Genomic DNA, 21,723 nt, shown 5'->3' on the forward strand with positions numbered 1-21,723 from the left:
TATGCCAGACAATCTCGCGCTTCGCATGCGCCCTAAAACTATCGACCAAGTCATCGGTCAAAAGCATCTGGTAGGACCTGGAAAAATTATCCGTCGTATGGTGGAAGCCAATCGTCTGTCTTCCATGATTCTCTACGGACCTCCAGGAATCGGCAAAACCAGTATCGCCTCTGCCATCGCTGGAACAACCAAGTATGCCTTTCGGACCTTCAATGCCACTGTTGATAGTAAAAAACGGCTCCAAGAGATTGCTGAAGAAGCTAAATTCTCAGGTGGCCTTGTACTGCTACTAGACGAGATTCATCGTCTTGACAAAACCAAGCAAGACTTTCTCCTTCCTCTCTTGGAAAGTGGACTTGTCATCATGATTGGGGCTACGACTGAAAATCCCTTCTTTTCTGTCACTCCTGCCATCCGTAGCCGTGTTCAGATTTTTGAGTTGGAACCTCTGTCCAATCAAGATGTCAAAGAAGCGATTCAGATAGCTCTAAGTAACCCTGAGCGTGGTTTTGATTTTCCAGTAGAGCTAGATGAGGAGGCGCTGGATTTCATCGCAACCTCTACAAACGGAGATCTTCGCTCTGCCTTCAACTCACTTGACTTGGCTGTTCTCTCTACCCCTGAAAATGATAAGGGCATCCGCCATATCACTCTTGATATCATGGAGAACAGCCTGCAGAGGAGTTACATTACCATGGATAAGGATGGGGACGGTCACTACGATGTCCTTTCAGCACTGCAAAAGTCCATCCGTGGCTCGGATGTTGATGCCAGTCTCCACTACGCGGCCCGCTTGATTGAGGCTGGGGATCTGCCTAGTCTCGCTCGTCGCTTGACTGTTATTGCTTATGAAGATATCGGTTTGGCCAATCCTGAAGCTCAGATTCATACCGTAACTGCTCTAGATGCTGCTCAAAAGATTGGCTTTCCAGAAGCTCGCATTCTCATTGCCAATGTCGTGATTGATTTGGCCCTCTCTCCAAAATCCAACTCAGCCTATGTGGCCATGGACAAGGCCCTTGCTGATCTCAAAACATCAGGGCATTTGCCTATCCCTCGACACCTGCGCGATGGCCACTACAGTGGAAGCAAGGAACTAGGGAATGCGCAAAACTATCTCTATCCGCACAACTATCCTGGACACTGGGTCAAGCAAGACTATCTACCAGAAAAAATTCGTAATCATCACTATTTCCAAGCAGAAGATACTGGTAAATATGAACGGGCCTTGGCTCAAAGAAAGGAAGCTATCGACCGTTTGCGAAAAATCTGAAATCCTTTTCAAAAAATTGCACTTTCCTCTTGATTTTTTTTGAAAAAGTGGTATCATATAAACATAGAAACGCTGTGGTGTACGACTTCACACTTAAGTGTTGACCGACTATTTTTTGTATTATTAGGGAAACAAAAGTCTTCTAACAGCATGTAGGCCGTCTCACACGGAAACAGCTTCAGTTAGAGCGAGTTGCCCACCTGCTTAATTGCGCGGGTTCAATACAAACCGTGAAGTTTCGGCACCAATACAGCTTTTTTCTTTGCCTCCTTAGCTCAGCTGGCAGAGCAGCGGACTCTTAATCCGTGGGTCACAGGTTCGATCCCTGTAGGGGGCATCTAAATCAACAGGAAAAAGCCTTGAGTTCCAAGGCTTTTTTGCTTATCTATAACTGATTTGCCTCATCATTTGTCCCACATTTTAAATCTATCTTTTCTTTTTGAATCAAATTACATCTTTACAAATAGTGTAAAGCCAGTTACTTTTGCTTTGATGCCATACAATATTTTCATGTAGAGAAGACAAATTTTATCTTCTCTTTTTATTTTCAAAATAATAAAAACTGATTTTCTTTTCATAAATCAGACTGAAACTTCCAAATTTTCCATTTTGTTTATTGACATTTCCTCTAAAAAGGTGTATAATATTTTTATTATCAAACTATACTATACTATATAGGGAGTATTGAAATGAAATTTTCTAATCGTTTACTGCTATTCCTTGCAGGAGTTGTTTTTGTCCTTTTAGGACTTTTCCTATTTACAAACCCAGTAGCTAATCTTGTTGCTTACAGCTGGTGGATTGCATTTGGTTTACTGGTTTCTTCTATAGCAGCTATTTTAGGCTATTTCTCTGTACCAAAAGAGCTTCGCTCACCAGCTCATCTTTTCCAAGGGATTGTTAATCTTCTCTTAGCTCTTTACCTCGTTGCCTATGGCTTTGTGACGCTGCCAGTTGTCATTCCAACTATTTTAGGAATTTGGTTAATTGTAGAAGCCATTATAGCTTTCTTTAAAGGCAATCGTCTGGGATTGATTTTCCCTATTATTGGCAACCATATCATGTGGATAGCGTTGCTTGCATTTTTACTAGGTCTAGTGATTTTGTTCAATCCAGTAGCTACAAGTGTCTTTGTCGTTTATGTCGTTGCCTTTGCATTTTTAATTGTTGGTTTCACCTATATCCTTGATGCCTTTCGTAAATAATCTAGCTGCCATTTTGGGCATATTAAAATAGCTGGGAAGTTACATTCTCAGCTTTTTCTGTTGCCTCCTTAGCTCAGTTGGTAGAGCAGTAGACTCTTAAGCTATGGGGCGCAGGTTCGAGCCCTGCAGGGGGCACATCTAAATCAACAGAAATAAGCCTTGAAACCAAGGCTTTTTTTAACGTCTAATAGCTTTTTGTAGAAAAGTATTTAAAAATAAAAGAGAAGAGAATCTCTCACTCTCTTCTCAGTATATCTTATTAAATTTAGTTTTTCTTAATCTACCTGATTTTCCTTTGCAACGACAAATTCCTTAACCAATCGATAGATAACAGCAAATATCGGTGTAAAGAATATCATCCCAAGTAAGCCAAAGAGATTGCCTCCAATACTAGCAGCCGCAAGCGTGAAAATAGCTGGCAAACCAATAGACTGACCTACAACTCTAGGATAAATAAGGTTTCCTTCAATCAGCTGTATAACTTGATATAGAAGAAGAGAAAGTAAGGCTTGAGTAGGACTCACTGTGAAGATAAAAATCGCTCCCACAACACAAGCAATCATAGGCCCTACATAAGGAATGAACGATAGCACTCCTGCAAAGATACCTGTCATTACTCCATAGGGTATCCCAAACACGCTGTAACCAACCGCTATCATAACTCCTATGATAACTGCTTCAATCAGCTGACTCATCAAAAATTGGTCATAAGTCTCTAGTGCTACTTGTCCAATGTAAGTCAACTTTATCACCACCTTCTCTGGAAGAAAAACTTTTAGAAGTCGACTCGTCATCGCTGCCAAATGTTCCTTACTGGATAAAAATGAAAAGGTGAAGACTATAATCAAAAAGGCATTCATCAAACTTGAAAAAATATTGCCGATATTACTAGTCAGACCTGATAAAAAACCTATCAAAGCTTGGCTAATAGAACTAGATTGTCCCTGTATGCCTGATACGATAGTTGACAACATGTCTTTGGTTACAAATTCCGAGCTGCCTAGCAATTTCCCAAGTTGAGTAAGGACTGTTGAAAGGACTGTTCCCAGCTGACTAATAGTCTGGGCTAGGGTTGGCAGCACCAAAACCAAAAGAGCAATCACGATTAAGATAAGAGCTAGGAAAACAAGTACCATGGCAATCGGACGACGCAACTCTGCCTTTACCTTCAATTTAACTAAGTACTGTTCAATTTTTTTCATAGGAACATTAAGCACAAAAGCAATAACAGCACCATAAATCAAGGTTGATATTACATCAAAGAGAGAGATTGCTCCTGATATAAAGCTCGATGCATTCAGAATTACAAGAGCAACCAGCCCTATAAAAAGTATTAACGGGGTGTATTTTTTTACTAAGTTCATAAATTTTCCTTAATAAACATGTTTAGATACGACTATACTATTTGGTTTTTCAAACTCTCGATTAAGGTAGGCTTGGTAAGTTCCTGGAGCGATAAATCCTTTGGGTGAGAGGATATCTGTTCCAGCCTGACCGACTATGGTATCAGCCAAGAGCACACAGTTTGTAGATAAGACAAAGTAGGATTTAAACTTAGATTTGATAAATTTATAAAGTTCCCCATCTGTCTCATGTCTGATTTTATAAGCGTAGGTGTAGTCTTCCTTACCATCACCTGTCATGATTTTATCTGCACTTGGCTCCCATGGAATCGTCAGTTGTTTCAATTCAGCCAACTTTTTCTGAACTGCTTTTTCCATTTCAGGCGTCAAATCTATCCCATAACCAAAAAGCGTTTTTTGACTCTCACGTTTACATAGGTCAATGTACTTGTCACGATCACAGAAATATAAGACACCATCTCCTACCATACCAAATAAGGTCTCAGATGACGGATCATAGTTGCCATAAGAAATAACACGGCCCTGATAGCAGATATCCACATGACCAATAGCTGAAAACAGGGAGGTCTCAGCTGTATGAACAAAAATTTCTAGCTCTGCTGTCTTACCAGACTTCACTATTCCAAGATGGATATCTTCTTCCTCATCAGCATTTTCCAGCATAAATTTGTTAATTTTTGCTAAAGTTCTTGCAGGGATGAGAGCGGCTAGGACAATAGGTAAGCTCATTCTTACACGACGTTTGAGATGGTTTTTCCCAATTTCCTCCTCAAACAAGAAACCATCACGGATATTGGACAGACCATAAAGGAAAAAATAAGCCCCTAATACAAAGAGTTGAAAGACAGAATTTCCTGTAGAGGACAAAAGACTAGTCCCACCAAGAAAAACTAGTACGAGTCCATCTAGTAAGAGACGAAAACGAGGTCGAATTTTGTTTTTGCGGTAGAGAACATAGGTGACAAGGTTAATACTAGCATGAAAAATCTGATAAACTCCAATCACAAGAGCCAGAACATAAATCGGTATATCAGTCGCAAGATTAGAACCTAGCAAATATCCCAGCACTAACAATTTAACCAGTGCAACTCCCAAGGTATCCGTTGACTGGCTTTTTTTGAAAACTCTTAATAGCAAATCTACGACCGTTGCTATCCAAGCTAAAAACAGAACCAGGCGAATAACTGTTACTGGCAACCAAGTCCCCGTGACCATCAAGATGAGACCTAGCAGAACAAACAAGAACCCCTGAGCAAGTAATTTCTTACCTGTCAGACCTAAAGATAGAATTTTCGCCATATAAAAACCTTTCAACAATAAAAATTAAACACTCCGATTAAACTGACTAGTAAATAGCCAACACTACAAACAGCCTGTGCCAGCAACATATGGTGACTAGAAATGACTGTAGTAATGTCACCATCTTGTCTTATGCACTTCTAAAATTTGTTATATTGATTAGAAACCAGAGCTTATAAAAACTAGCTAAACTCGAGAGATAGACACAATTGCGACGAAAAAATGTATAACCAATTCAACTTGTTAAGGTAAGAAAGCATTATTTCCAATCTATTAATTATTCATCTATTACCTATTATGACACAATATTCCCTATAGTTCAACTTTTTACTTGTTTTTATATTACACGGACTAAAAAGTTTTCAACAGTTGATTGCATTTGTTTTAATAAGTTTTAACCTTTCTTGGTTAGATAAAAAAAGAACCATACAGTTTAGAATCTGTATGGTTTTTGCCCCACTTTTGTCCCATTTTTAAATCATGACATTGAAAATACCTAAAATCACTTATATTTCAATATTTTTAATTGCTCTCAATATGAAAGTCCTTTCCAAATCCCTGTAGGGGGCATCTAAATACAACAGGAAAAAGCCTTGATTTACTAGGCTTTTTTGTGTAGTCTTAGCACTAAAAAACGATAGAAAAAACACCCCTTCTGAACTGCACCCCAAAAGTTAGACAGAAAAAACCTAACTTTTGTGGCGCAGTTCATTCGCGTCACATGAAGTTATTTAAGCATATCCTTTTCTCTCATTGCCATTTTCTGTTATAATAAACTATACTTCTAAAATAGAAAGGTATTAAGATGACAAATATTATTAAACATAAGCGTGTAGAATTTTCAGAACTTTTTTATGACCTAGTTTTTGTTTTTGCAATTTCAAAAGTAACTACTTTAATTGAGCATCTTCATAACGGTATTTTGACTTGGAATTCTTTCCTTGATTTTTTCATGGCTGTCTTGGTTCTCACTGATTCATGGATGATTCAAACCATTTATACCAATCGCTATGGAAAGAACTCTTTATTTAACATGGTAATCATGTTTATCAAAATGGGACTTTTACTCTTTATAGCCAATATGATTGGACCTGATTGGCAACAATATTTTCATTATCTTTGTTGGGCTGTTGGTACATTAACCTTTACCTTATTTTTACAATATTTGGTTGAATTTTTTAGAAAATCAACCGATAATGTTGAACGGGAAAGTATCAAAAGTTTTCTATGGATAACAGGTCTAGGAAGTTTAGGAGTCTATCTAGCAGCTCTTCTTCCTATTTACGTTGGAGTCTCTGTCTTATTTGCTAGTATTCTGCTAACATTTATTGTGCCAATTTTCTTGATTACTAAAGATAAGCATTACCAGGTAAATCTCCCCCATTTAATCTAGCGCATCTCCCTTCTTGTCATTATTACGTTTGGAGAGATGATTATGGAGCTAGCTAACTTCTTTACAATCGAGAATTTCTCGATTTATTCGGTTCTTTATTTCATTATTATGCTTTCTCTGTTCTTGTTTTATTTTGGTCAATTCGACCACGCTATTGATGAAGAATCTAATCAAAAGGGACTATTTCTAATTTACAGTCACTATCCTATTTTCATTGGACTTATTATGATGACCGTTTCGATGAGTTTTCTTCTGAATCCTGAAGCTAATCTTCTCTTTGCAACCAGCTTCTCTTATATCGGATTTGGCCTCTTTCAAGCTGCTGTCCTAGTAAATGGGCCCTATAACAAACACTATCTTCGCTATTCGAAAAGTTACTACTGTGTCCAAGCGACACTCTATCTGGCTGCCTTGATTCTCTCTTTAATCTTTGCTTCTAATCCTATAATAGTAGTGAGTATAACAACCATTTTAGCTCTAGCTATAGCCATTCATTTTATTTATTTTTATGTGACACAGAATAAAAAATATTCCAAATCTAACTGGGAGTTATTTTAATGAGTTTATAACATAAAAAAGCTTTGGGAACCAAGGCTTTTTGTTGTTCTGAACTAAAAAATGACAGGATTGTTAGGATATTCTGAGTTTAGTATAGATAAAATTCTTTCCTTATAAAACAAAAAACGCTATCTAGCGTTTTTTGTTATTCTTAGTTACTCGTCTAATCGAATAAACATCATTGCGTTAAGCAAAGAGATGAGAGCGACTGTATTGACATTATTGGAATAGATCAGTCTCTTATTTTCAATAGGTGGAATAATAAAATTTGAAATAATGATGTCGTAAGGTGATTCTTTTAGAGCATCAATGGACAACTCTAATTCACTCCAAACTTCCAGTTCAAAATTGTTGCTGCAATAATAAGAAAGTGTCTCAGCTACTGATTTTGCGTGATACTGATCAAAATTACTCATGACCAAAACCTTTAATTTAGGTTGATTTTGTAAAAGATCTAGCACTAAGTGTTTGCTATGAGTGATAAAAGTATAGGACAAATGATTGACTTTCATTGAACTATCATCCATCTCCAAAGTCTTTAGGTAATGTCCAATCCCTTCCTTCACCTCTGAAACAAAGCGAGGGAAAATATTTTGAAAGTTCTTGATTGTATTGCCTTTTTGGTCAAATAGGATAAACTCTGTCGATAATTCCTGACGATGCAGATGTGCCGTATTATGCAGGTGCCAAATCAGATTATCTCTATTGTCTACTTGGAGATTATAGTCTCTTGATACCTGATCCACAAAATCTCCCAATAATTGATACGATTTTTTAACATAGCTGTCTGTTTTTGCATAGTTCAGAAATACTTCTTCATCTATGAAAAACATTTTTTGAAAATAGGATACAAATAGTTGACCTAGCGCTTCTTTATTCAGAGAGATATGATATTCAGAATCAAAGCTGGCTACAATGTCTTCGATACCTTCTGCCTGCATGAACGATTCCAACAATTGATTGTTAAAAGAATCTCTCTCAACTTCCATGAAATGACCAAACTTTATGCGATATAAATTTGTAGCCAGGAGCAATTTTAACATTCTTTGAGTTGCGAAATTGACAGGGAATGCAGTTTCTTTATAGGCCAGTGCTAACAGCTTACACAAAGGTTCTATTGAAAAATCTGTAAAGGGCCATTCGAGGAAATAATATTTCTCTGAAAAATACTGGGCAAAAAAGTAACGGATATCGATCTCATTTCCAGTGATTCGAACTGGATTGAGGCTAATTTCAAAACGATATTGTTTTTTAATAATTTTATTAATATGACGGATAATACGGTAAAGAGAGGAAGAACTGATATAAAACTCTTTGCAAATATTCTCTGCATCACATCCTTCATTGAAGAAGACAAATTCTAAAATTGAAAAGTGAGTTGAATGCTTAAAAAAATGGTGATAGACCATTTCAATATCACTATCATCAGTATTTATGATGCGTATACCATTTGTCGAGGAATGAAATAGCAAGTCAGGAAAAGAAGATCTGACATGGGACAAGTCATCTTTTACTGAACGCTCTGTAGAATTCAATAATTCTGCTAGTTCAGAAATATGAAACCAGCGCTTATTTTCAAATAGTAATTCTAACAATTCTAATTGTCTGTGACTTTTTTTAGATAATAAATCTCTCATGACTAGCTTTTCTCTCTTTATAATAAACTAAAGGATTGTCTTTCAATCTTCATGCAATTATACCACAAATGGAGTGCATTTATCCTCTTACAACGACTTTAGCTTGCGATGAAAAGATTCGCTTCATCACCTAGAAACTCAGTAGCATTAAGCTTTTCTTATTTATCTGTACCTAGAGTACATGTTTACAGTACGGTTTTTAAGACGAACTATTATCTTTCCAAATTGAAATACTATATAATTAGTGTAATCAAAGAAATTGATTCTTTGATTTAGAAATAGAAAAGGAGGATACACTATGTTGTGGTCCATTATTGTAGGAGGTCTTATCGGTCTCATCGCTGGTGCAATCACTAAAAAAGGTGGTTCAATGGGAATAATTGCAAATATCTTTGCAGGTCTTATCGGTTCATCTGTAGGACAATCTCTTCTCGGAAGCTGGGGACCTTCATTGGCTGGAATGGCTATTATTCCATCAATCGTAGGTGCAGTGATTGTTGTTGCAGTCGTTTCATTCTTATTTGGTAAAAAATAAGCATTACCTCATAAGAAATTAAAAGTGATAAGCCATAATTTTGAATACTGTAGACGGGTAAAATTATGGTTTAAAGCTTTTCATTTGAAAGGATTTAATATGTCAAAATCAAAGAAAATATTGTTACTTATTTTCTGTATCTTAATCTTGACTATTTTCCTTCCTATTCTCATAGATTATCATCAGGTCAGTGATTTAGATATCCACTTATTCAGTTGGAGAGAACTCTACGCTGAATTTCTGATTGCTAGATATGTCTTTTGGGGGACACTTGTCCTATCTGTTTTAGTTTTAATTTCAATGTTAGTGATACTCTTTTATCCTAAACAATATCTAGAGATTCAATTAGAAACTCAAGAAGATACATTAAAACTAAAAAACTCAGCTATCGAAGGCTTTGTTCGATGTTTGGTCATTGATCATCAGTTGATCAAAGAACCAACGGTCCATGTAAATAGCCGCAAAAATAAATGTTTCGTTACTGTAGAAGGAAAAATTCTTCCTTCAGACAACATCTCAAACCGATGTCTAGTCATTCAGAATGAAATAACTCATGGATTAAAGCAGTTCTTTGGTATTGAACGTGAGGTAAAACTTGAAGTTAAAGTAAAAGAATATGAACCTCAAAAAGCGACCAAAAAGACTGTTAGTCGTGTAAAGTAAGGAAGTAAAAATGGAATGGTTTAAAAAATATCAGTATCCAATTATTGCAGGTTTAGTAGGCGTCATTCTCGCATGCTTTATCTTATCCTTTGGCTTTTTCAAAACACTCTTTGTGTTAATCTGTGGAGGTTTAGGAGCATTTGCTGGATATTATGTTAAGGAAAAATATTTAAATAAATAAAGGAGTCTCGTATGTCAAACGTAGATAAAAATGTAGAAAAAAAAGATGTCGCTCTTGTTTCTCAAGATGTTAAAGGGGAACTCACTTATGAAGATAAAGTCATCCAAAAAATCATTGGTCTTTCACTTGAAAAAGTGCCTGGACTTTTGGATGTTGATGGAGGATTCTTCTCTAATCTAACAGAAAAAATTATCAATACGGATAATGTCACTCATGGTGTCAATGTTGAAGTTGGGAAAGAACAAGTCGCAGTTGACTTGAACATTGTTGTTGAATACCAAAAAAATGTTCCAGCTTTGTACAAAGAAATCAAAGATGTTGTGGTATCACAAGTTACAAAAATGACTGATCTAGAAGTTGTTGAAGTCAATGTGAATGTTGTTGATATCAAAACGAAGGAACAGCATGAAGCAGATTCAGTTAGCCTTCAAGACCGAGTAACTGACGTGGCTTCTTCAACAGGAGAATTTGCTTCAGAACAATTTGAAAAAGTGAAATCTGGTATCGGTTCAGGTGTTGCTGCTGTTCAAGAAAAAGCAGGCGAAGGTGTTGAAGCCGTTAAGGGCGAAACAAATGAAAAAGCTCGCGTACACTAATTCATCTGGTCTAAATCAATCAATTTAAAGGAGGCAGAATCATGTCAACAGAAGAAAAATTTAATCAAGCAAAAGGTTCCATTAAAGAAGGTGTCGGCAAAATGATCGGCGATGAAAAAATGGAAAAAGAAGGCGCAACTGAAAAAGTAGTATCTAAAGTAAAAGAAGTTGCTGAAGATGCTAAAGACGCTGTCGAAGGCGCTATTGAAGGTGTGAAAAACATGCTTCACAAAGATGAAAAATAAGGCTAAACGTTAATTGACCTTTTCATTATAGTAGTCAAAAAGAGGACCGTAAATGTCCTCTTTTTTTGTAGATCGGATTCTAAACACGCTTCCCATTTTTCGTTAAAAGAGATTCTTAATAGGAAAGGCTCTGGTTTCAGGGCTTTTTTGCTCACTTAAAATAATATCTCCCTTTTAAAGAAAGAAAATTTAAAAGCTGCACACTACTAGACTGGCTTATTTATCCACCACCTGAGCCTCAAATTGGGCTGGCTGGGTGTCTACATTGGTAATGGTTATCGTGTAGGGCTTGTTATTGGTGGCATCAAATACTTTTCACCTTGGTAACTCACAACAACTCCATCTTTTACTAAATAAATATCTGCTTGCTTGTTTGGAAGTTCTTCATCCTCCTCGTCCAAACCATGGCTTTTTATAATTTTTTGTCCCTCTACTTCATAGTAAACATCGCTGTTTCTCTCACTCCAAACACCAGAGCCAGTTAATTTAATTTTACTTGAATCATTTTTCTTCAAGATGAAGATTGAATAGTATTCCAAATCTTGTGTTCTGGGATTTACTCTTAAGTTGACGGATTGACCTGGTTGAAGAGTGTATTTGCCATAGTTCAAAACTGAAAGGACAAACCAGACTAGCAGCAAACTATACAAGACTCCTATAAAGATTCGTGAGCGCCTACTTTTAAACAAACGTAAAAGTAAGACAAAAGAGACGATAAAAAGCAATTCTGTAAACATTTTATCCCCCCTTTCTCATCATCGTTGACATTCTGAACAGAGTCTCGCTTCCATTTCTCACTGGTAACATCAACCATACAAAGTCTGATACATCTTATCTAGAAAAACTTTCAACTCTGTTCGAACAATCTTTAACAGGTGTTCTTCTTCGGCTTGAGAGATGGTCACACTTTCTTTTTTATGATTACTAATATGAGAATAGTAACTACGTTTTAGGGTTAATTGATGATCTAAAATATAGTAGGCATTTATTTGTTCCTCATTTACCATTGTTTCAAATAAAACCGAGACTTCATCCCTACTAGGATTCAACATTTTCAAATCGATGTCTCCTTTTATCCCTATGGAGTCAATTCCTCCATCCAAGCGGATGGCACCGTCAGGGGGAACAATATAACCTGCTTTTCGCATGTCAGACGCATATTTTCCTGAATCCATTAAATGTTGTAAGACAGCTGTATTGTCCCTCTCTTCAAAAGAAGCCTTTAATTGGAACCGTTCTTGGTGGCTTTGATACTGAGAATAAAGAGTGATACCAACAACTAAGGCAAGTACAGAAGCGAGCAAGATTCGTATTTTTCTAGGTCTCGACATTTTTATCTCCTCTATCTAAAAAATCATAGAAATCTTGTTTCTAACTTTGAAAGATAACTTCTTTATCCTTGAAAATCCTTGGAACTCTAGCCCCATGTGACTGCTATTTGCCCTTTTTCATGATGTATTTTCGTATAGGTACTTCAACCATTTGAACGATTTCAAATCCTTCTTTTTGGTAAAGCATGTAAGCTGTTTGATTTGCCTCGTAGACATTTAGAGAAATAGTATCTATGTCTTCATTTTCAAAGGCCAAACTAACAAATTCCCTTAAAGCCTGGCTGCCTAAGCCCTGCCCCTGTTTCTGGGGATTGATAAAAAATCTCCCGATATGAAGATTCTTGTCTTCTAGCCTGATTTTCTGGATAAGCCCCACAAACTCTTGTCCATCAAAGATTGAAAAGATTCCTTCCAAATCTTGCAAGATTTGAATTGTTAAAGGAAAAGGAATCATTGTTCCCATCCATTGTTCTTGAAAGGATTTGCCAAGGGAGTTGGACCATTGGCATAAGAGCTGAGCATTTTCTATGCTCACATTTTCTTCAAAACGAATCATCATCTTGACCTCACCATCTTATCAATGTTTCTTTATTATACTACTTCTCCTATTTTTTACGAATAGATAAGTATGATTGATCTTTATTATTTTCTTGTCGGGAGCATTCTCGCTTCTTTCTTGAGTTTGGTTATTGACCGTTTCCCTGAGCAATCCATTATTCGACCAGCTAGCCACTGCGATTCCTGTCAGACTCGCTTGCGTCCCTTAGATTTGATTCCTATCCTTTCGCAGGTGGTTAATCGCTTTCGCTGTCGCTACTGCAAGGCTCGCTATCCATTCTGGTATGCCCTCTTTGAATTGGGCTTGGGTGTCCTCTTTCTAGCTTGGGCTTGGAGCTGGCTTTCCTTGGGTCAAGTCATCCTAATCACTGCTGGCTTAACCTTGGGAATCTATGACTTTCGCCATCAGGAATATCCCTTACTAGTCTGGATGACTTTCCACCTAATACTCATGGCTTTCTGTGGTTGGAATCCGATTATGTTCTTTTTCCTTGCCCTCGGAATCATGGCCCATTTTATCGATATCCGCATGGGCGCAGGGGATTTTCTATTTCTGGCTTCTTGTGCGCTCGTCTTTAGCGTGACAGAATTACTCATCTTGATTCAGTTCGCTTCTGCGGCAGGGATTTTAGCCTTTCTTTCGCAAAAGAAAAAGGAAAGACTTCCTTTTGTGCCTTTCCTCTTACTTGCTACTTGTGTGATTATTTTTGGTAAGCTACTGCTTGTTTGATAAAGTCCTCAATCGGCTCTCCTTGGTGGAGAGCTTTTACAATTTTCGAACCGACGATAACGCCATCTGACACCGCATTGAAACGTTCTACATCAGCCTGGCTAGACACACCGAAGCCTGTCAATACAGGGATGTCAGTTACTTGATGCAGTTGCGCCAAGTGCTTGTCCAAGTCTGCACGGTAATTTCCTGATTTCCCTGTCACCCCATTGACAGCAACGGCATAGACGAATCCTTCAGCTCCCTTGATCAACTCTTTTTGGCGCTCAAGTCCTGTGGTCAAACTAACTAGGGGAATCAAGGCGATATCTGTGTCTACCAAAAATGGCTCTACAAAGTTGGCATGCTCATGAGGCAGGTCTGGGATAATCAAGCCCTTAACTGCTGTATCTGCCAGATCTTTGACAAATTTCTCCACACCGTACTGAAAGAGGGGGTTGAAGTAGGTCATGATGACCAGTGGCACCTCAGTCTGAATGGTTTTCAAGGTTTCAACCAAAGCTTGGGTAGAAGTCCCGCGAGCTAGACTGCGTAAGCCAGCTTCTTCGATCACAGGTCCATCTGCAACAGGGTCTGAAAAGGGAATGCCCACTTCAATAGCTGAAACACCCAAATCTTCTAAAAAGTGGATTGTTTCAGCGAGACCATCCAAACCTTTCTCATGGTCCCCAGCCATGATATAAGGAACGAAAATTCCCTTTCCAGCTGCTTTGATAGCATTTAATTTTTCTGTTAGTGTCTTAGGCATGCGCTTCTCCCTTCTTTGCTGCATCTGCTTCTAAGCGGTCTTTGACTTGAACTACATCCTTGTCCCCACGACCGGATAGGCAGACAATCATAGACTTTTCTGGTCCGAGTTCTTTGGCCAATTTCACTGCGAAGGCGATAGCGTGGCTAGATTCCAAGGCTGGGATAATCCCTTCCACACGAGACAAGAGCTGGAATCCTTCCAAGGCTTCCTCATCTGTCACGGGGACATAGCTGGCACGTTTGATATCGTGGTAGTGAGAATGTTCTGGACCGATACCAGGATAGTCCAAACCTGCTGAGATAGAGAAAGCTTCAAGAATTTGACCATGAGCATCTTGGAGCACATCCATGAGGGAACCGTGAAGGACACCCGGACGCCCCTTGGTCAAGGTAGCTGCGTGGTGTTCCGTATCCACACCAAGTCCTGCCGCTTCAGCCCCATACATGGCTACTGACTCATCTTCTACAAATGGATGGAAGAGACCGATAGCATTAGAACCACCACCAACACAGGCTACTAGAGCATCTGGCAAGTCTTTCCCAGTCAATTCACGGTACTGTTGTTTGGCTTCGCGTCCGATAACACTTTGGAAGTCACGAACGATTTCTGGGAAAGGATGAGGCCCCAAGGCAGAACCAAGGATATAGTGGGTATCGTCGATATTTGCCACCCATGAACGGAGGGCTGCATTGACCGCATCCTTGAGCACGCGCGAACCATCTGTCACGGCCTCAACCTTAGCTCCCAAAAGCTCCATACGAAAGACATTAAGGGCTTGGCGTTTGACATCTTCCTCACCCATATAGATGGTACATTCCATGTTAAAGAGGGCCGCAGCTGTTGCAGTTGCCACACCGTGCTGACCAGCACCAGTTTCAGCGATGATTTTCTTTTTGCCCATGCGTTTAGCGAGAAGAACCTGTCCCAAGGCATTATTAATCTTGTGAGCCCCTGTATGGTTGAGGTCTTCCCGTTTAAGATAAATCTTGGCTCCGCCGATATGCTGGGTCAAGTTTTTTGCGTAGTAAAGGGGAGTTTCACGTCCTACATACTGGCGTAAGAGCTGGTTTAATTCCTCTTGGAAACTTGGGTCCGCCTGACTTTCACGATAAGCTTTTTCCAACTCCAAAACTGCTGTCATCAATGTTTCTGGGACGAAACGTCCGCCGAATTTTCCGTAAAATCCATCTTTATTTGGTTCTTGATATGCCATGCTTTACCCTCTCTATAAATCTTCTAATCTTTTCCTGATCTTTTTGTCCATCTGTCTCCACTCCGCTCGATACATCTACTGCATAGGGAGTAAAGTGTTGAATTGCTTGTACTACATTGTCTTCATTAAGGCCACCTGCGATAAAGAAGGGCTGCGCTAGTCCTGTCGTATCCAGTTGACCCCAATCAAAGGTCTGGCCACTCCCTGCTACAGGGGCATCAAAGAGTAGATAGTCTGCCTGAGAATTGGGTACATGACCCTCTCCATCGACTTGAACAGCCTGAATGCTGGCACAAGGCAAATCCTCAAACAAACCATCTGCTACCTGACCATGAACTTGTACCAAGTCCAAGCCAACTTTGTCAATCGCTTCTAGCAGTTGAGCCCGACTTGGTGAAACAAATACGCCAACCTTTTGTACATCTGCAGGAATGAGCTTTGCCAGCTCTGTAGCCTCTTCCAAGGTCACCTGTCTTTTACTAGGTGCAAAGACAAAACCGATGTAGTCTGCCCCTGCTGATACAGCTGTTTTTACCGCTTCTTTGGTCAACAGTCCACAAATTTTAACCTTTGTCAATCTGCAACTCCTTGATTCTCTGGGCTACATCTTCTACCTGCATGAGCGCTGTTCCCACCAAAATTCCGTTAAAGTATGGTGCTACTCGTTCCGCATCCTGCCCTGTGAAAATGGCTGATTCAGAAATGTAATAGTTACCTTCCTCAAAGTGCTGGGCCAAGTCTACACTGGTCTGCAAATCGACCTCAAAGGTGGTCAAGTTGCGGTTATTAACCCCAATAATCTGAGCACCCAGTCTGTGGGCCACTTCTAGTTCAGCTAGATTGTGAGTTTCCACCAAGACTTCCAGACCAAGCTCTGTCGCGTGGTCATACAGTTCCTTGAGTCGTTCTTCTGACAAGGCAGCCACGATGAGCAGGATAACTGTTGCACCGGCATTGCGAGCACGGATGATTTGCTTTTCATCGATGATAAAGTCCTTGTTGAGCGTCGGAATTCCTACCTGACTGGAAATCTCACGCAAATAATCCAAATGTCCTTTAAAGAAAACCTCATCTGTCAAAACTGAAATCATCACTGCTCCATTTGCTTCATAAGTCTGGGCCTGTTGCACAATATCCACATCGAGATTGATATCTCCCAGACTAGGGCTAGCCTTCTTGACCTCAGCGATTACCTGCAAACGGTCTTGATGTTTTTTTAAATAGTCAGCTAAGCGATAGGTCTTGCGCAAGGGCTGGACTTCCTCCAGCTCCATTTGCTCGACTTCACGCGCCTTCTGCTCTAAGATTCGTGCTAAAAATTCCTGACTCATTTTTGGTACTCCTGTAACAGTCTGAGTTTTTCAAGGGCCTGGCCACTAGCAATCACTTGACGGGCCAAGGCAACTCCTTCCTTGATACTATCAACCTTACCATTAGCATAGAAACCAAGACCAGCATTCAAGATTGTCGTTTCCAAGAATGGACTTGGTTCGTTTTTAAGAACGCTGAGCAAAATTTCTGCATTTTCCTGAGCATTCCCTCCACGAATATCTTCGATAGCGTAGCGTTCCATCCCCAAATCTTCTGGAGTGAAACTTGACAAGGTGATTTCGCCATTTTCAAGAAGAGCAATCTTGGTTGTTCCGTTCAAGCCAGCTTCATCTAGCCCTTCTGGTCCAGCAACCACGACGGCACGTTTGCGACCCATATTTTTCAAAACCTGAGCGGTACTTTCTAGCAGTTCTGGACGACTAATACCAAGAAGCTGTGTTTCCAAAGCCATTGGGTGAATCAGTGGACCAGTCAAGTTCATGATCGTTGGAATTCCTAGTTCCAAACGAGCGGGCATGATGTACTTCATAGCTGGGTGCATATTTTTAGCAAAGAGAAAGACGATTCCAGTTTTATCGAAAACCTTACCTAGTTCAGCTGGTTTGAGGTCAAGATTGATGCCCAATGCTTGAAGGACGTCTGCCGAACCCGATTTAGAAGAAATCGAACGGTTACCGTGCTTAGCCATATGAATACCACCACCAGCCAAGACAAAGGCTGCAGTTGTCGAAATGTTAAAGCTGAAGGACTTGTCTCCACCTGTACCGCAGTTGTCCATGGCATCATGAATTTCAGTTGGAATGTGTTGGGCATGGCCTCTCATGACTTGTGCAATGGCTGTGCGTTCTTCAGGTGTTTCCCCCTTCATCTTAAGGGCTAAAAGGAGAGAAGCAATCTGAGCTTCGGTTACACGCCCAGTTACGATACGCTCAATGACATCCGTCATTTCCACACCTGATAAATTTTCAAATTTTGCTAGTTTTTCAATAATCTCTTTCATCCTAGTTTCCTCACTTTACAACCTTCTCGATAAAATTCCGAATAGAAGACAAGCCATCTGGCGTTCCGATACTTTCTGGATGGTACTGGAAGCCATAAATCGGCAGGGTTTTGTGTTGAATTCCCATAATGGCTTGGTCATCAATCGAACGAGCTGTCACTTCAAAGTCTTCAGGCATTTTTTCAATCAAAATACTGTGGTAACGCATGACCGGACGGCCATCCTCAATGCCTTGATAGAGAACAGAAGGCACTTCAAAGCTGATATGACTCTGTTTCCCATGCATGACTTTGGGAGCCAAACCTAGCTTCCCACCAAAGACTTCTGCAATGGCTTGGTGTCCCAAACAAATCCCTAGAATCGGCTTCTTGCCAGCAAAATCACGAATCATGTCTTCCATCTTTCCAGCATCAACTGGCCAACCAGGACCAGGAGAAAAGACCAGACCATCTGCTTTTTCAGCTTCTTCATACAGCTTGGGATCATCATTTCTCAAAACCTGCACTTCTGCAAAATTCCCAATGTACTGTGCCAGGTTATAGGTAAAAGAATCATAGTTGTCAATCAATAAAATCATGGTCTTAGTTCTCCAATTCTAGTCATAGATTTTGCTTTGTTAATGGTTTCTTGGTATTCGTTTTGGGCGATGGAGTCGTAGACAATCCCTGCCCCAGCCTGCACATAGGCTGTTTGATTTTTAAGAATCATAGTTCGGATGGCAATGGCCAAATCCATATCACCCGTCGCAGACAAGTAGCCGATTGCTCCTGCGTATAAGCCCCGTTTTTCTGTTTCCAGTTCATAGATCCGTCTCATGGCCCGAATCTTTGGTGCTCCTGAAACTGTTCCAGCTGGAAGTGTTGCTTTCAAGGCATCCATGGCAGTGAGTTCTGGAAGCAAACGCCCTCTCACAACACTGGTTAAATGCATGACATAGCGGAAGAGCTCCACTTCCATATACTTGGTAACTTGAACACTGGATGTTTCAGAGATGCGGCCAATATCGTTACGCCCCAAGTCTACCAACATCAGATGTTCTGCTGTTTCCTTCTCATCAGCAAGCAGGTCTGTCGCCAAGGCCTTGTCCTCTTCATCCGTAGCCCCTCTTGGTCGTGTACCCGCAATCGGATTGGTTGTCACGATGCCATTTTTGACAGAAACCAAACTTTCCGGACTGGCACCGATGATTTGATAGTCACCAAAGTCATAGAAATAGAGGTAATTAGATGGATTGGTCACGCGAAGATTTCTGTAGAAGTCAAATGGATTTCCAGTAACTTCTGCTGAGAAACGTTGACTGAGCACGCATTGGAACATATCACCATTACGAATCAAGCCACGAGCGATTTCCACCATTTGCTCAAACTTCTGAGGAGCGATATGGGGTTTGAAGTCTAACGGAGATAGATCCAGGTCTTCAAATTCATTTGAAGCAGGAATGCGTAATTCCTCAAGCACTTGCTTCAAGGCTGCTTCCAAATCTTCTTGACTGCGATCGCTATAAAGAGCATCTTCGATGACATGGATTTTTTCCTTCTTGTGGTCAAAGACCATGTAGCTCTCATAGACAAAGAAATGCATGTCTGGAGTCCCAATGGTATCTTGAGGGATTTGGCCGATTTCCTCATAGAGCGAAATCATATCGTAACCCACAAAGCCAATGGCTCCCCCACCAAAAGGGAGGTCTGAATGGTGTTGGCTCTTATGAGTCACTTCATAAAGGAAATCCAAGGGATCCCGATCAATCACTTGCCCATTTTGATAAAGGACTCCATTTTCAAACTGAATCTCAAAAACTGGATTATAGGCTAAGATAGAAAAACGAGCGGTTTCCTTGTCTCTCGGAATACTTTCTAAGATCACCTTGTGTTGCCCTTTTAAGCGCATATAAGCCAAGATTGGTGATAAGACATCTCCATGAATGATTCGTTCCATTGTAATTTCCCTTTCAGTTTCTTATTTTTAATTTTTTGTCTTTTTTCTATTTCCCTTAAATAGTGCGGACGGGAGGTAAAATTATCCAGTGGATGATTTTAGAAATCCATGAAATGAAAGACCTAATTTTCGAGCTCCTCGCTCATTAATTTCTAGGCTCAGGCTAAAATAGTTCCCCGAACTATTTTACTCTCAAAAATTCCGTTCTAGATAAGCATCTTTGCTTCTCTAGAATACCACTATGGCGGGAAACATCTTTTAGAAACTCACTTCGTTCACAAATATTTTATAGAAATCTATCTATTGATGAAGTATAGTTTAAAACTGATGACCATATCTACGATAAATATATAAAAATCCCCACGCAAAATAACTTGCGTGAGGACGAAATTCGCGGTGCCACCTCAATTATAGGATTTCTCCTATCTCTCATTCCTGTCTCAGAAAGCTCCTGTAACAGGCTGTGCGATAAAGGGCACTCCCTTGAGAATTATGTTTTCTTCTCTCGTTTCAGATGGACCCAACCTTACAGCTTTCTCTGCTTGTTTCCAGCAACCACAAGCTCTCTGTGAGAGAAAAGACTGTAATTTTTCCATCTCTTATTTTTTAGCTTCTAGGTAGTCTGCAATAGCAGCTACGTCCTTGTCTCCACGACCAGAGACATTGATGATGATAATCTCATCTTTACTTAGTTTCGGTGCACGTTTAACCGCTTCTGCGATAGCGTGAGAACTTTCGATCGCTGGGATAATCCCTTCAGTCTTGCTTAGAAGGAGCAAGGCTTGAACAGCTTCTTCATCTGTCGCTGCTACGTATTCTACGCGGCCAGAATCTTTGAAGTAGGCGTGTTCTGGGCCAACCCCTGGATAGTCCAAACCAGCTGAGATAGAGTAAACTGGCGCCAGCTCTCCGTCTTCCTTAAAGACTGCATAGGTCTTCATACCATCGACAATTCCGACACTACCCTTTGTCATAGTGGCTGCATGCTTGTCTGTGTCAAGTCCGTGACCGGCAGCTTCGACCCCAACCAATTTGACTTCTTCATCAGCCACATACTGTGAAAAAGCACCGATGGCATTGGAACCACCACCTACACAGGCAATGACGTAGTCTGGTAAACGACCTTCTTTTTCTAAGATTTGACAACGAGATTCTTCACTGATGACCTTTTGGAATTCATGAACAATGGTAGGATAAGGGTGAGGGCCTACAGCAGATCCCAAAACGTAGAAGGCTTCAAGGTCATTCATCCATGCTCCAAAGGCTGCATCAACCGCATCCTTAAGAGTTCGTGTTCCCGTTTCAACTGCATGAACGGTCGCTCCCATCATCTCCATACGGAAAACATTGAGACGTTGACGCTCCACATCTTCTGCCCCCATGTAGACATCACAGGCCATACCAAACTTGGCCGCAGCAGCTGCTGTCGCAACACCGTGCTGACCAGCTCCTGTTTCTGCGATCACTCGTTTTTTGCCCATACGTTTGGCAAGAAGAATTTGTCCTAAAACATTGTTGAGCTTGTGAGAACCAAGGTGGTTAAGATCTTCGCGCTTGAGATAAATCTTAGCACCACCTAAGTGATCTGTCAAACTTTCCGCAAAATAGAGTGGTGTTTCGCGACCTGAATAATCCTTCAAGTAATGGCGAAATTCTGCCAAAAATTCTGGATCATCCTTGTACTTGTCAAATGTCACTTCCAACTCATCCAACAAAGCCTGAATCGGCTCCGGTACAAAACTACCACCAAATTGTCCAAAATAACCTTTAGTTGTCATAAATTTTTCCTCTTTCAGTATTGATTTCAAGATATGAAAAAAGCCCACACACAGAATCGACTTCCATGTGAGGGCGTTGGTAACGCGGTGCCACCTCAATTGTAAAGGGACTATCCCCCTTTACATCTCTGCCTTGTCTAACAACA

At 40.1% G+C, this 21,723-nt stretch carries 21 protein-coding genes, 2 tRNA genes, 2 pseudogenes and 2 other annotated features (1 of these 27 only partly in view); of the genes and pseudogenes, 11 read left to right on the forward strand and 14 right to left on the reverse strand.

The window, feature by feature from the left end; translation table 11 throughout:
- Position 1: 1 nt before the first annotated feature.
- From AC4ME5_RS03650 to AC4ME5_RS03665, 4 genes are all read left to right on the forward strand, one after another.
- Positions 2-1,273, forward strand: a complete 1,272-nt coding sequence (locus AC4ME5_RS03650) for a replication-associated recombination protein A (RefSeq protein WP_491799990.1) — start codon at positions 2-4, stop codon at positions 1,271-1,273.
- Between the two features lie 264 nt (positions 1,274-1,537).
- Positions 1,538-1,610 (forward strand) — tRNA-Lys (locus tag AC4ME5_RS03655).
- A 352-nt stretch (positions 1,611-1,962) separates the two neighbouring features.
- Positions 1,963-2,478, forward strand: a complete 516-nt coding sequence (locus tag AC4ME5_RS03660; protein WP_000672739.1) for a DUF308 domain-containing protein — start codon at positions 1,963-1,965, stop codon at positions 2,476-2,478.
- A gap of 62 nt (positions 2,479-2,540) precedes the next feature.
- Positions 2,541-2,613: transfer RNA gene (locus AC4ME5_RS03665), tRNA-Lys, on the forward strand.
- A 140-nt stretch (positions 2,614-2,753) separates the two neighbouring features.
- Here the strand turns inward: AC4ME5_RS03665 and AC4ME5_RS03670 are convergent.
- Complete coding sequence (locus AC4ME5_RS03670; protein ID WP_181146609.1) at positions 2,754-3,842, reverse strand: AI-2E family transporter; 1,089 nt, start codon at positions 3,840-3,842, stop codon at positions 2,754-2,756.
- 9 nt (positions 3,843-3,851) lie between these two features.
- Positions 3,852-5,141 carry a DUF308 domain-containing protein gene (locus AC4ME5_RS03675; protein WP_491799992.1) on the reverse strand — a complete coding sequence of 430 codons (1,290 nt, stop codon included), beginning with the start codon at positions 5,139-5,141 and terminating at the stop codon, positions 3,852-3,854.
- A gap of 805 nt (positions 5,142-5,946) precedes the next feature.
- On the opposite strand from AC4ME5_RS03675, the pseudogene AC4ME5_RS03680 reads away from it, so the two are divergent.
- Positions 5,947-7,092: pseudogene (locus AC4ME5_RS03680) on the forward strand (low temperature requirement protein A).
- A gap of 155 nt (positions 7,093-7,247) precedes the next feature.
- Here AC4ME5_RS03680 and AC4ME5_RS03685 read toward each other — a convergent pair.
- The gene (locus AC4ME5_RS03685; RefSeq protein WP_491799994.1) at positions 7,248-8,729 is read right to left on the reverse strand and encodes an AcpB/EbpR/MafR family transcriptional regulator; all 1,482 of its coding nucleotides are present in this window, start codon (positions 8,727-8,729) and stop codon (positions 7,248-7,250) included.
- A gap of 298 nt (positions 8,730-9,027) precedes the next feature.
- Here AC4ME5_RS03685 and AC4ME5_RS03690 point away from each other — a divergent pair, with 298 nt between their 5' ends.
- The 5 genes from AC4ME5_RS03690 (at position 9,028) to AC4ME5_RS03710 (ending at position 10,949) form a co-directional block, all read left to right on the forward strand.
- On the forward strand, positions 9,028-9,264 hold the full coding sequence (locus AC4ME5_RS03690; protein ID WP_000964740.1) for a GlsB/YeaQ/YmgE family stress response membrane protein: 237 nt from the start codon (positions 9,028-9,030) through the stop codon (positions 9,262-9,264).
- Positions 9,265-9,363: 99 nt separating this feature from the next.
- Positions 9,364-9,927 carry an alkaline shock response membrane anchor protein AmaP gene (gene amaP, locus AC4ME5_RS03695; protein ID WP_491799996.1) on the forward strand — a complete coding sequence of 188 codons (564 nt, stop codon included), beginning with the start codon at positions 9,364-9,366 and terminating at the stop codon, positions 9,925-9,927.
- A 10-nt stretch (positions 9,928-9,937) separates the two neighbouring features.
- The gene (locus tag AC4ME5_RS03700) at positions 9,938-10,108 is read left to right on the forward strand and encodes a DUF2273 domain-containing protein (RefSeq protein ID WP_045616759.1); all 171 of its coding nucleotides are present in this window, start codon (positions 9,938-9,940) and stop codon (positions 10,106-10,108) included.
- Between the two features lie 11 nt (positions 10,109-10,119).
- A complete protein-coding gene (locus AC4ME5_RS03705) occupies positions 10,120-10,704 on the forward strand; it encodes an Asp23/Gls24 family envelope stress response protein (RefSeq protein WP_491799999.1) in 585 nt (194 codons plus the stop codon).
- Between the two features lie 41 nt (positions 10,705-10,745).
- Positions 10,746-10,949, forward strand: a complete 204-nt coding sequence (locus AC4ME5_RS03710; RefSeq protein WP_491800001.1) for a CsbD family protein — start codon at positions 10,746-10,748, stop codon at positions 10,947-10,949.
- Between the two features lie 216 nt (positions 10,950-11,165).
- On the opposite strand, the pseudogene AC4ME5_RS03715 reads toward AC4ME5_RS03710, so the two are convergent.
- From AC4ME5_RS03715 to AC4ME5_RS03725, 3 genes and pseudogenes are all read right to left on the reverse strand, one after another.
- Positions 11,166-11,686 (reverse strand): annotated as a pseudogene (locus AC4ME5_RS03715) (hypothetical protein).
- A 69-nt stretch (positions 11,687-11,755) separates the two neighbouring features.
- Positions 11,756-12,280 carry a thiol-disulfide isomerase gene (locus AC4ME5_RS03720; RefSeq protein WP_491800002.1) on the reverse strand — a complete coding sequence of 175 codons (525 nt, stop codon included), beginning with the start codon at positions 12,278-12,280 and terminating at the stop codon, positions 11,756-11,758.
- A gap of 103 nt (positions 12,281-12,383) precedes the next feature.
- On the reverse strand, positions 12,384-12,839 hold the full coding sequence (locus AC4ME5_RS03725) for a GNAT family N-acetyltransferase (protein WP_491800005.1): 456 nt from the start codon (positions 12,837-12,839) through the stop codon (positions 12,384-12,386).
- A 69-nt stretch (positions 12,840-12,908) separates the two neighbouring features.
- On the opposite strand from AC4ME5_RS03725, the gene AC4ME5_RS03730 reads away from it, so the two are divergent.
- The gene (locus tag AC4ME5_RS03730) at positions 12,909-13,568 is read left to right on the forward strand and encodes a prepilin peptidase (protein WP_491800006.1); all 660 of its coding nucleotides are present in this window, start codon (positions 12,909-12,911) and stop codon (positions 13,566-13,568) included.
- Here the strand turns inward: AC4ME5_RS03730 and trpA are convergent.
- The 8 genes from trpA to trpB (AC4ME5_RS03770) all read right to left on the reverse strand — a co-directional run bounded on the left by trpA (position 13,540) and on the right by trpB (AC4ME5_RS03770) (position 21,577).
- Positions 13,540-14,316: a tryptophan synthase subunit alpha gene (gene trpA, locus AC4ME5_RS03735; protein ID WP_491800008.1), complete on the reverse strand. Its 777-nt coding sequence runs from the start codon at positions 14,314-14,316 to the stop codon at positions 13,540-13,542. The genes AC4ME5_RS03730 and trpA overlap by 29 nt on opposite strands.
- Entirely contained in the window at positions 14,309-15,532 is a 1,224-nt protein-coding gene (trpB, locus tag AC4ME5_RS03740; protein ID WP_000331277.1) for a tryptophan synthase subunit beta, read from the reverse strand. Before trpB (AC4ME5_RS03740) ends, trpA begins: the two co-directional genes overlap by 8 nt.
- The gene (locus tag AC4ME5_RS03745) at positions 15,510-16,109 is read right to left on the reverse strand and encodes a phosphoribosylanthranilate isomerase (protein ID WP_491800010.1); all 600 of its coding nucleotides are present in this window, start codon (positions 16,107-16,109) and stop codon (positions 15,510-15,512) included. The genes trpB (AC4ME5_RS03740) and AC4ME5_RS03745 overlap by 23 nt, the downstream gene beginning before the upstream one ends.
- Positions 16,096-16,863 (reverse strand): indole-3-glycerol phosphate synthase TrpC, encoded by a 768-nt coding sequence (trpC, locus tag AC4ME5_RS03750; RefSeq protein ID WP_084939882.1) that lies wholly within the window; start codon positions 16,861-16,863, stop codon positions 16,096-16,098. The genes AC4ME5_RS03745 and trpC overlap by 14 nt, the downstream gene beginning before the upstream one ends.
- Positions 16,860-17,864, reverse strand: a complete 1,005-nt coding sequence (trpD, locus tag AC4ME5_RS03755; RefSeq protein WP_084939883.1) for an anthranilate phosphoribosyltransferase — start codon at positions 17,862-17,864, stop codon at positions 16,860-16,862. Before trpD ends, trpC begins: the two co-directional genes overlap by 4 nt.
- 10 nt (positions 17,865-17,874) lie before the next feature.
- Complete coding sequence (locus AC4ME5_RS03760; protein WP_000601903.1) at positions 17,875-18,441, reverse strand: aminodeoxychorismate/anthranilate synthase component II; 567 nt, start codon at positions 18,439-18,441, stop codon at positions 17,875-17,877.
- On the reverse strand, positions 18,438-19,799 hold the full coding sequence (gene trpE / locus AC4ME5_RS03765) for an anthranilate synthase component I (protein ID WP_000439665.1): 1,362 nt from the start codon (positions 19,797-19,799) through the stop codon (positions 18,438-18,440). Before trpE ends, AC4ME5_RS03760 begins: the two co-directional genes overlap by 4 nt.
- 377 nt (positions 19,800-20,176) lie before the next feature.
- Positions 20,177-20,402 (reverse strand) — a binding site (T-box leader).
- Positions 20,399-21,577 carry a tryptophan synthase subunit beta gene (gene trpB / locus AC4ME5_RS03770; protein WP_084939884.1) on the reverse strand — a complete coding sequence of 393 codons (1,179 nt, stop codon included), beginning with the start codon at positions 21,575-21,577 and terminating at the stop codon, positions 20,399-20,401. (Overlaps the previous feature by 4 nt.)
- Positions 21,578-21,643: 66 nt before the next feature.
- Positions 21,644-21,723, reverse strand: a binding site (T-box leader) (it continues 152 nt past the right edge of the window).

The organism is Streptococcus sp. A69 (genome assembly GCF_058556195.1).

Bases quoted from the DNA above. Each gene is read 5' to 3' on its own strand.
- AC4ME5_RS03650 (WP_491799990.1), top strand. From the start codon at position 2: ATGCCAGACAATCTCGCGCTTCGCATGCGCCCTAAAACTATCGACCAA.
- AC4ME5_RS03685 (WP_491799994.1), bottom strand. From the start codon at position 8,729: ATGAGAGATTTATTATCTAAAAAAAGTCACAGACAATTAGAATTGTTA.
- trpC (WP_084939882.1), bottom strand. From the start codon at position 16,863: ATGAGTCAGGAATTTTTAGCACGAATCTTAGAGCAGAAGGCGCGTGAA.
- trpB (WP_000331277.1), bottom strand. From the start codon at position 15,532: ATGGCATATCAAGAACCAAATAAAGATGGATTTTACGGAAAATTCGGC.
- AC4ME5_RS03760 (WP_000601903.1), bottom strand. From the start codon at position 18,441: ATGATTTTATTGATTGACAACTATGATTCTTTTACCTATAACCTGGCA.
- AC4ME5_RS03660 (WP_000672739.1), top strand. From the start codon at position 1,963: ATGAAATTTTCTAATCGTTTACTGCTATTCCTTGCAGGAGTTGTTTTT.
- AC4ME5_RS03690 (WP_000964740.1), top strand. From the start codon at position 9,028: ATGTTGTGGTCCATTATTGTAGGAGGTCTTATCGGTCTCATCGCTGGT.
- trpA (WP_491800008.1), bottom strand. From the start codon at position 14,316: ATGCCTAAGACACTAACAGAAAAATTAAATGCTATCAAAGCAGCTGGA.
- AC4ME5_RS03705 (WP_491799999.1), top strand. From the start codon at position 10,120: ATGTCAAACGTAGATAAAAATGTAGAAAAAAAAGATGTCGCTCTTGTT.
- AC4ME5_RS03720 (WP_491800002.1), bottom strand. From the start codon at position 12,280: ATGTCGAGACCTAGAAAAATACGAATCTTGCTCGCTTCTGTACTTGCC.
- trpD (WP_084939883.1), bottom strand. From the start codon at position 17,864: ATGAAAGAGATTATTGAAAAACTAGCAAAATTTGAAAATTTATCAGGT.
- AC4ME5_RS03725 (WP_491800005.1), bottom strand. From the start codon at position 12,839: ATGATGATTCGTTTTGAAGAAAATGTGAGCATAGAAAATGCTCAGCTC.
- AC4ME5_RS03675 (WP_491799992.1), bottom strand. From the start codon at position 5,141: ATGGCGAAAATTCTATCTTTAGGTCTGACAGGTAAGAAATTACTTGCT.
- trpE (WP_000439665.1), bottom strand. From the start codon at position 19,799: ATGGAACGAATCATTCATGGAGATGTCTTATCACCAATCTTGGCTTAT.
- AC4ME5_RS03730 (WP_491800006.1), top strand. From the start codon at position 12,909: ATGATTGATCTTTATTATTTTCTTGTCGGGAGCATTCTCGCTTCTTTC.
- AC4ME5_RS03710 (WP_491800001.1), top strand. From the start codon at position 10,746: ATGTCAACAGAAGAAAAATTTAATCAAGCAAAAGGTTCCATTAAAGAA.
- AC4ME5_RS03670 (WP_181146609.1), bottom strand. From the start codon at position 3,842: ATGAACTTAGTAAAAAAATACACCCCGTTAATACTTTTTATAGGGCTG.
- AC4ME5_RS03700 (WP_045616759.1), top strand. From the start codon at position 9,938: ATGGAATGGTTTAAAAAATATCAGTATCCAATTATTGCAGGTTTAGTA.
- trpB (WP_084939884.1), bottom strand. From the start codon at position 21,577: ATGACAACTAAAGGTTATTTTGGACAATTTGGTGGTAGTTTTGTACCG.
- amaP (WP_491799996.1), top strand. From the start codon at position 9,364: ATGTCAAAATCAAAGAAAATATTGTTACTTATTTTCTGTATCTTAATC.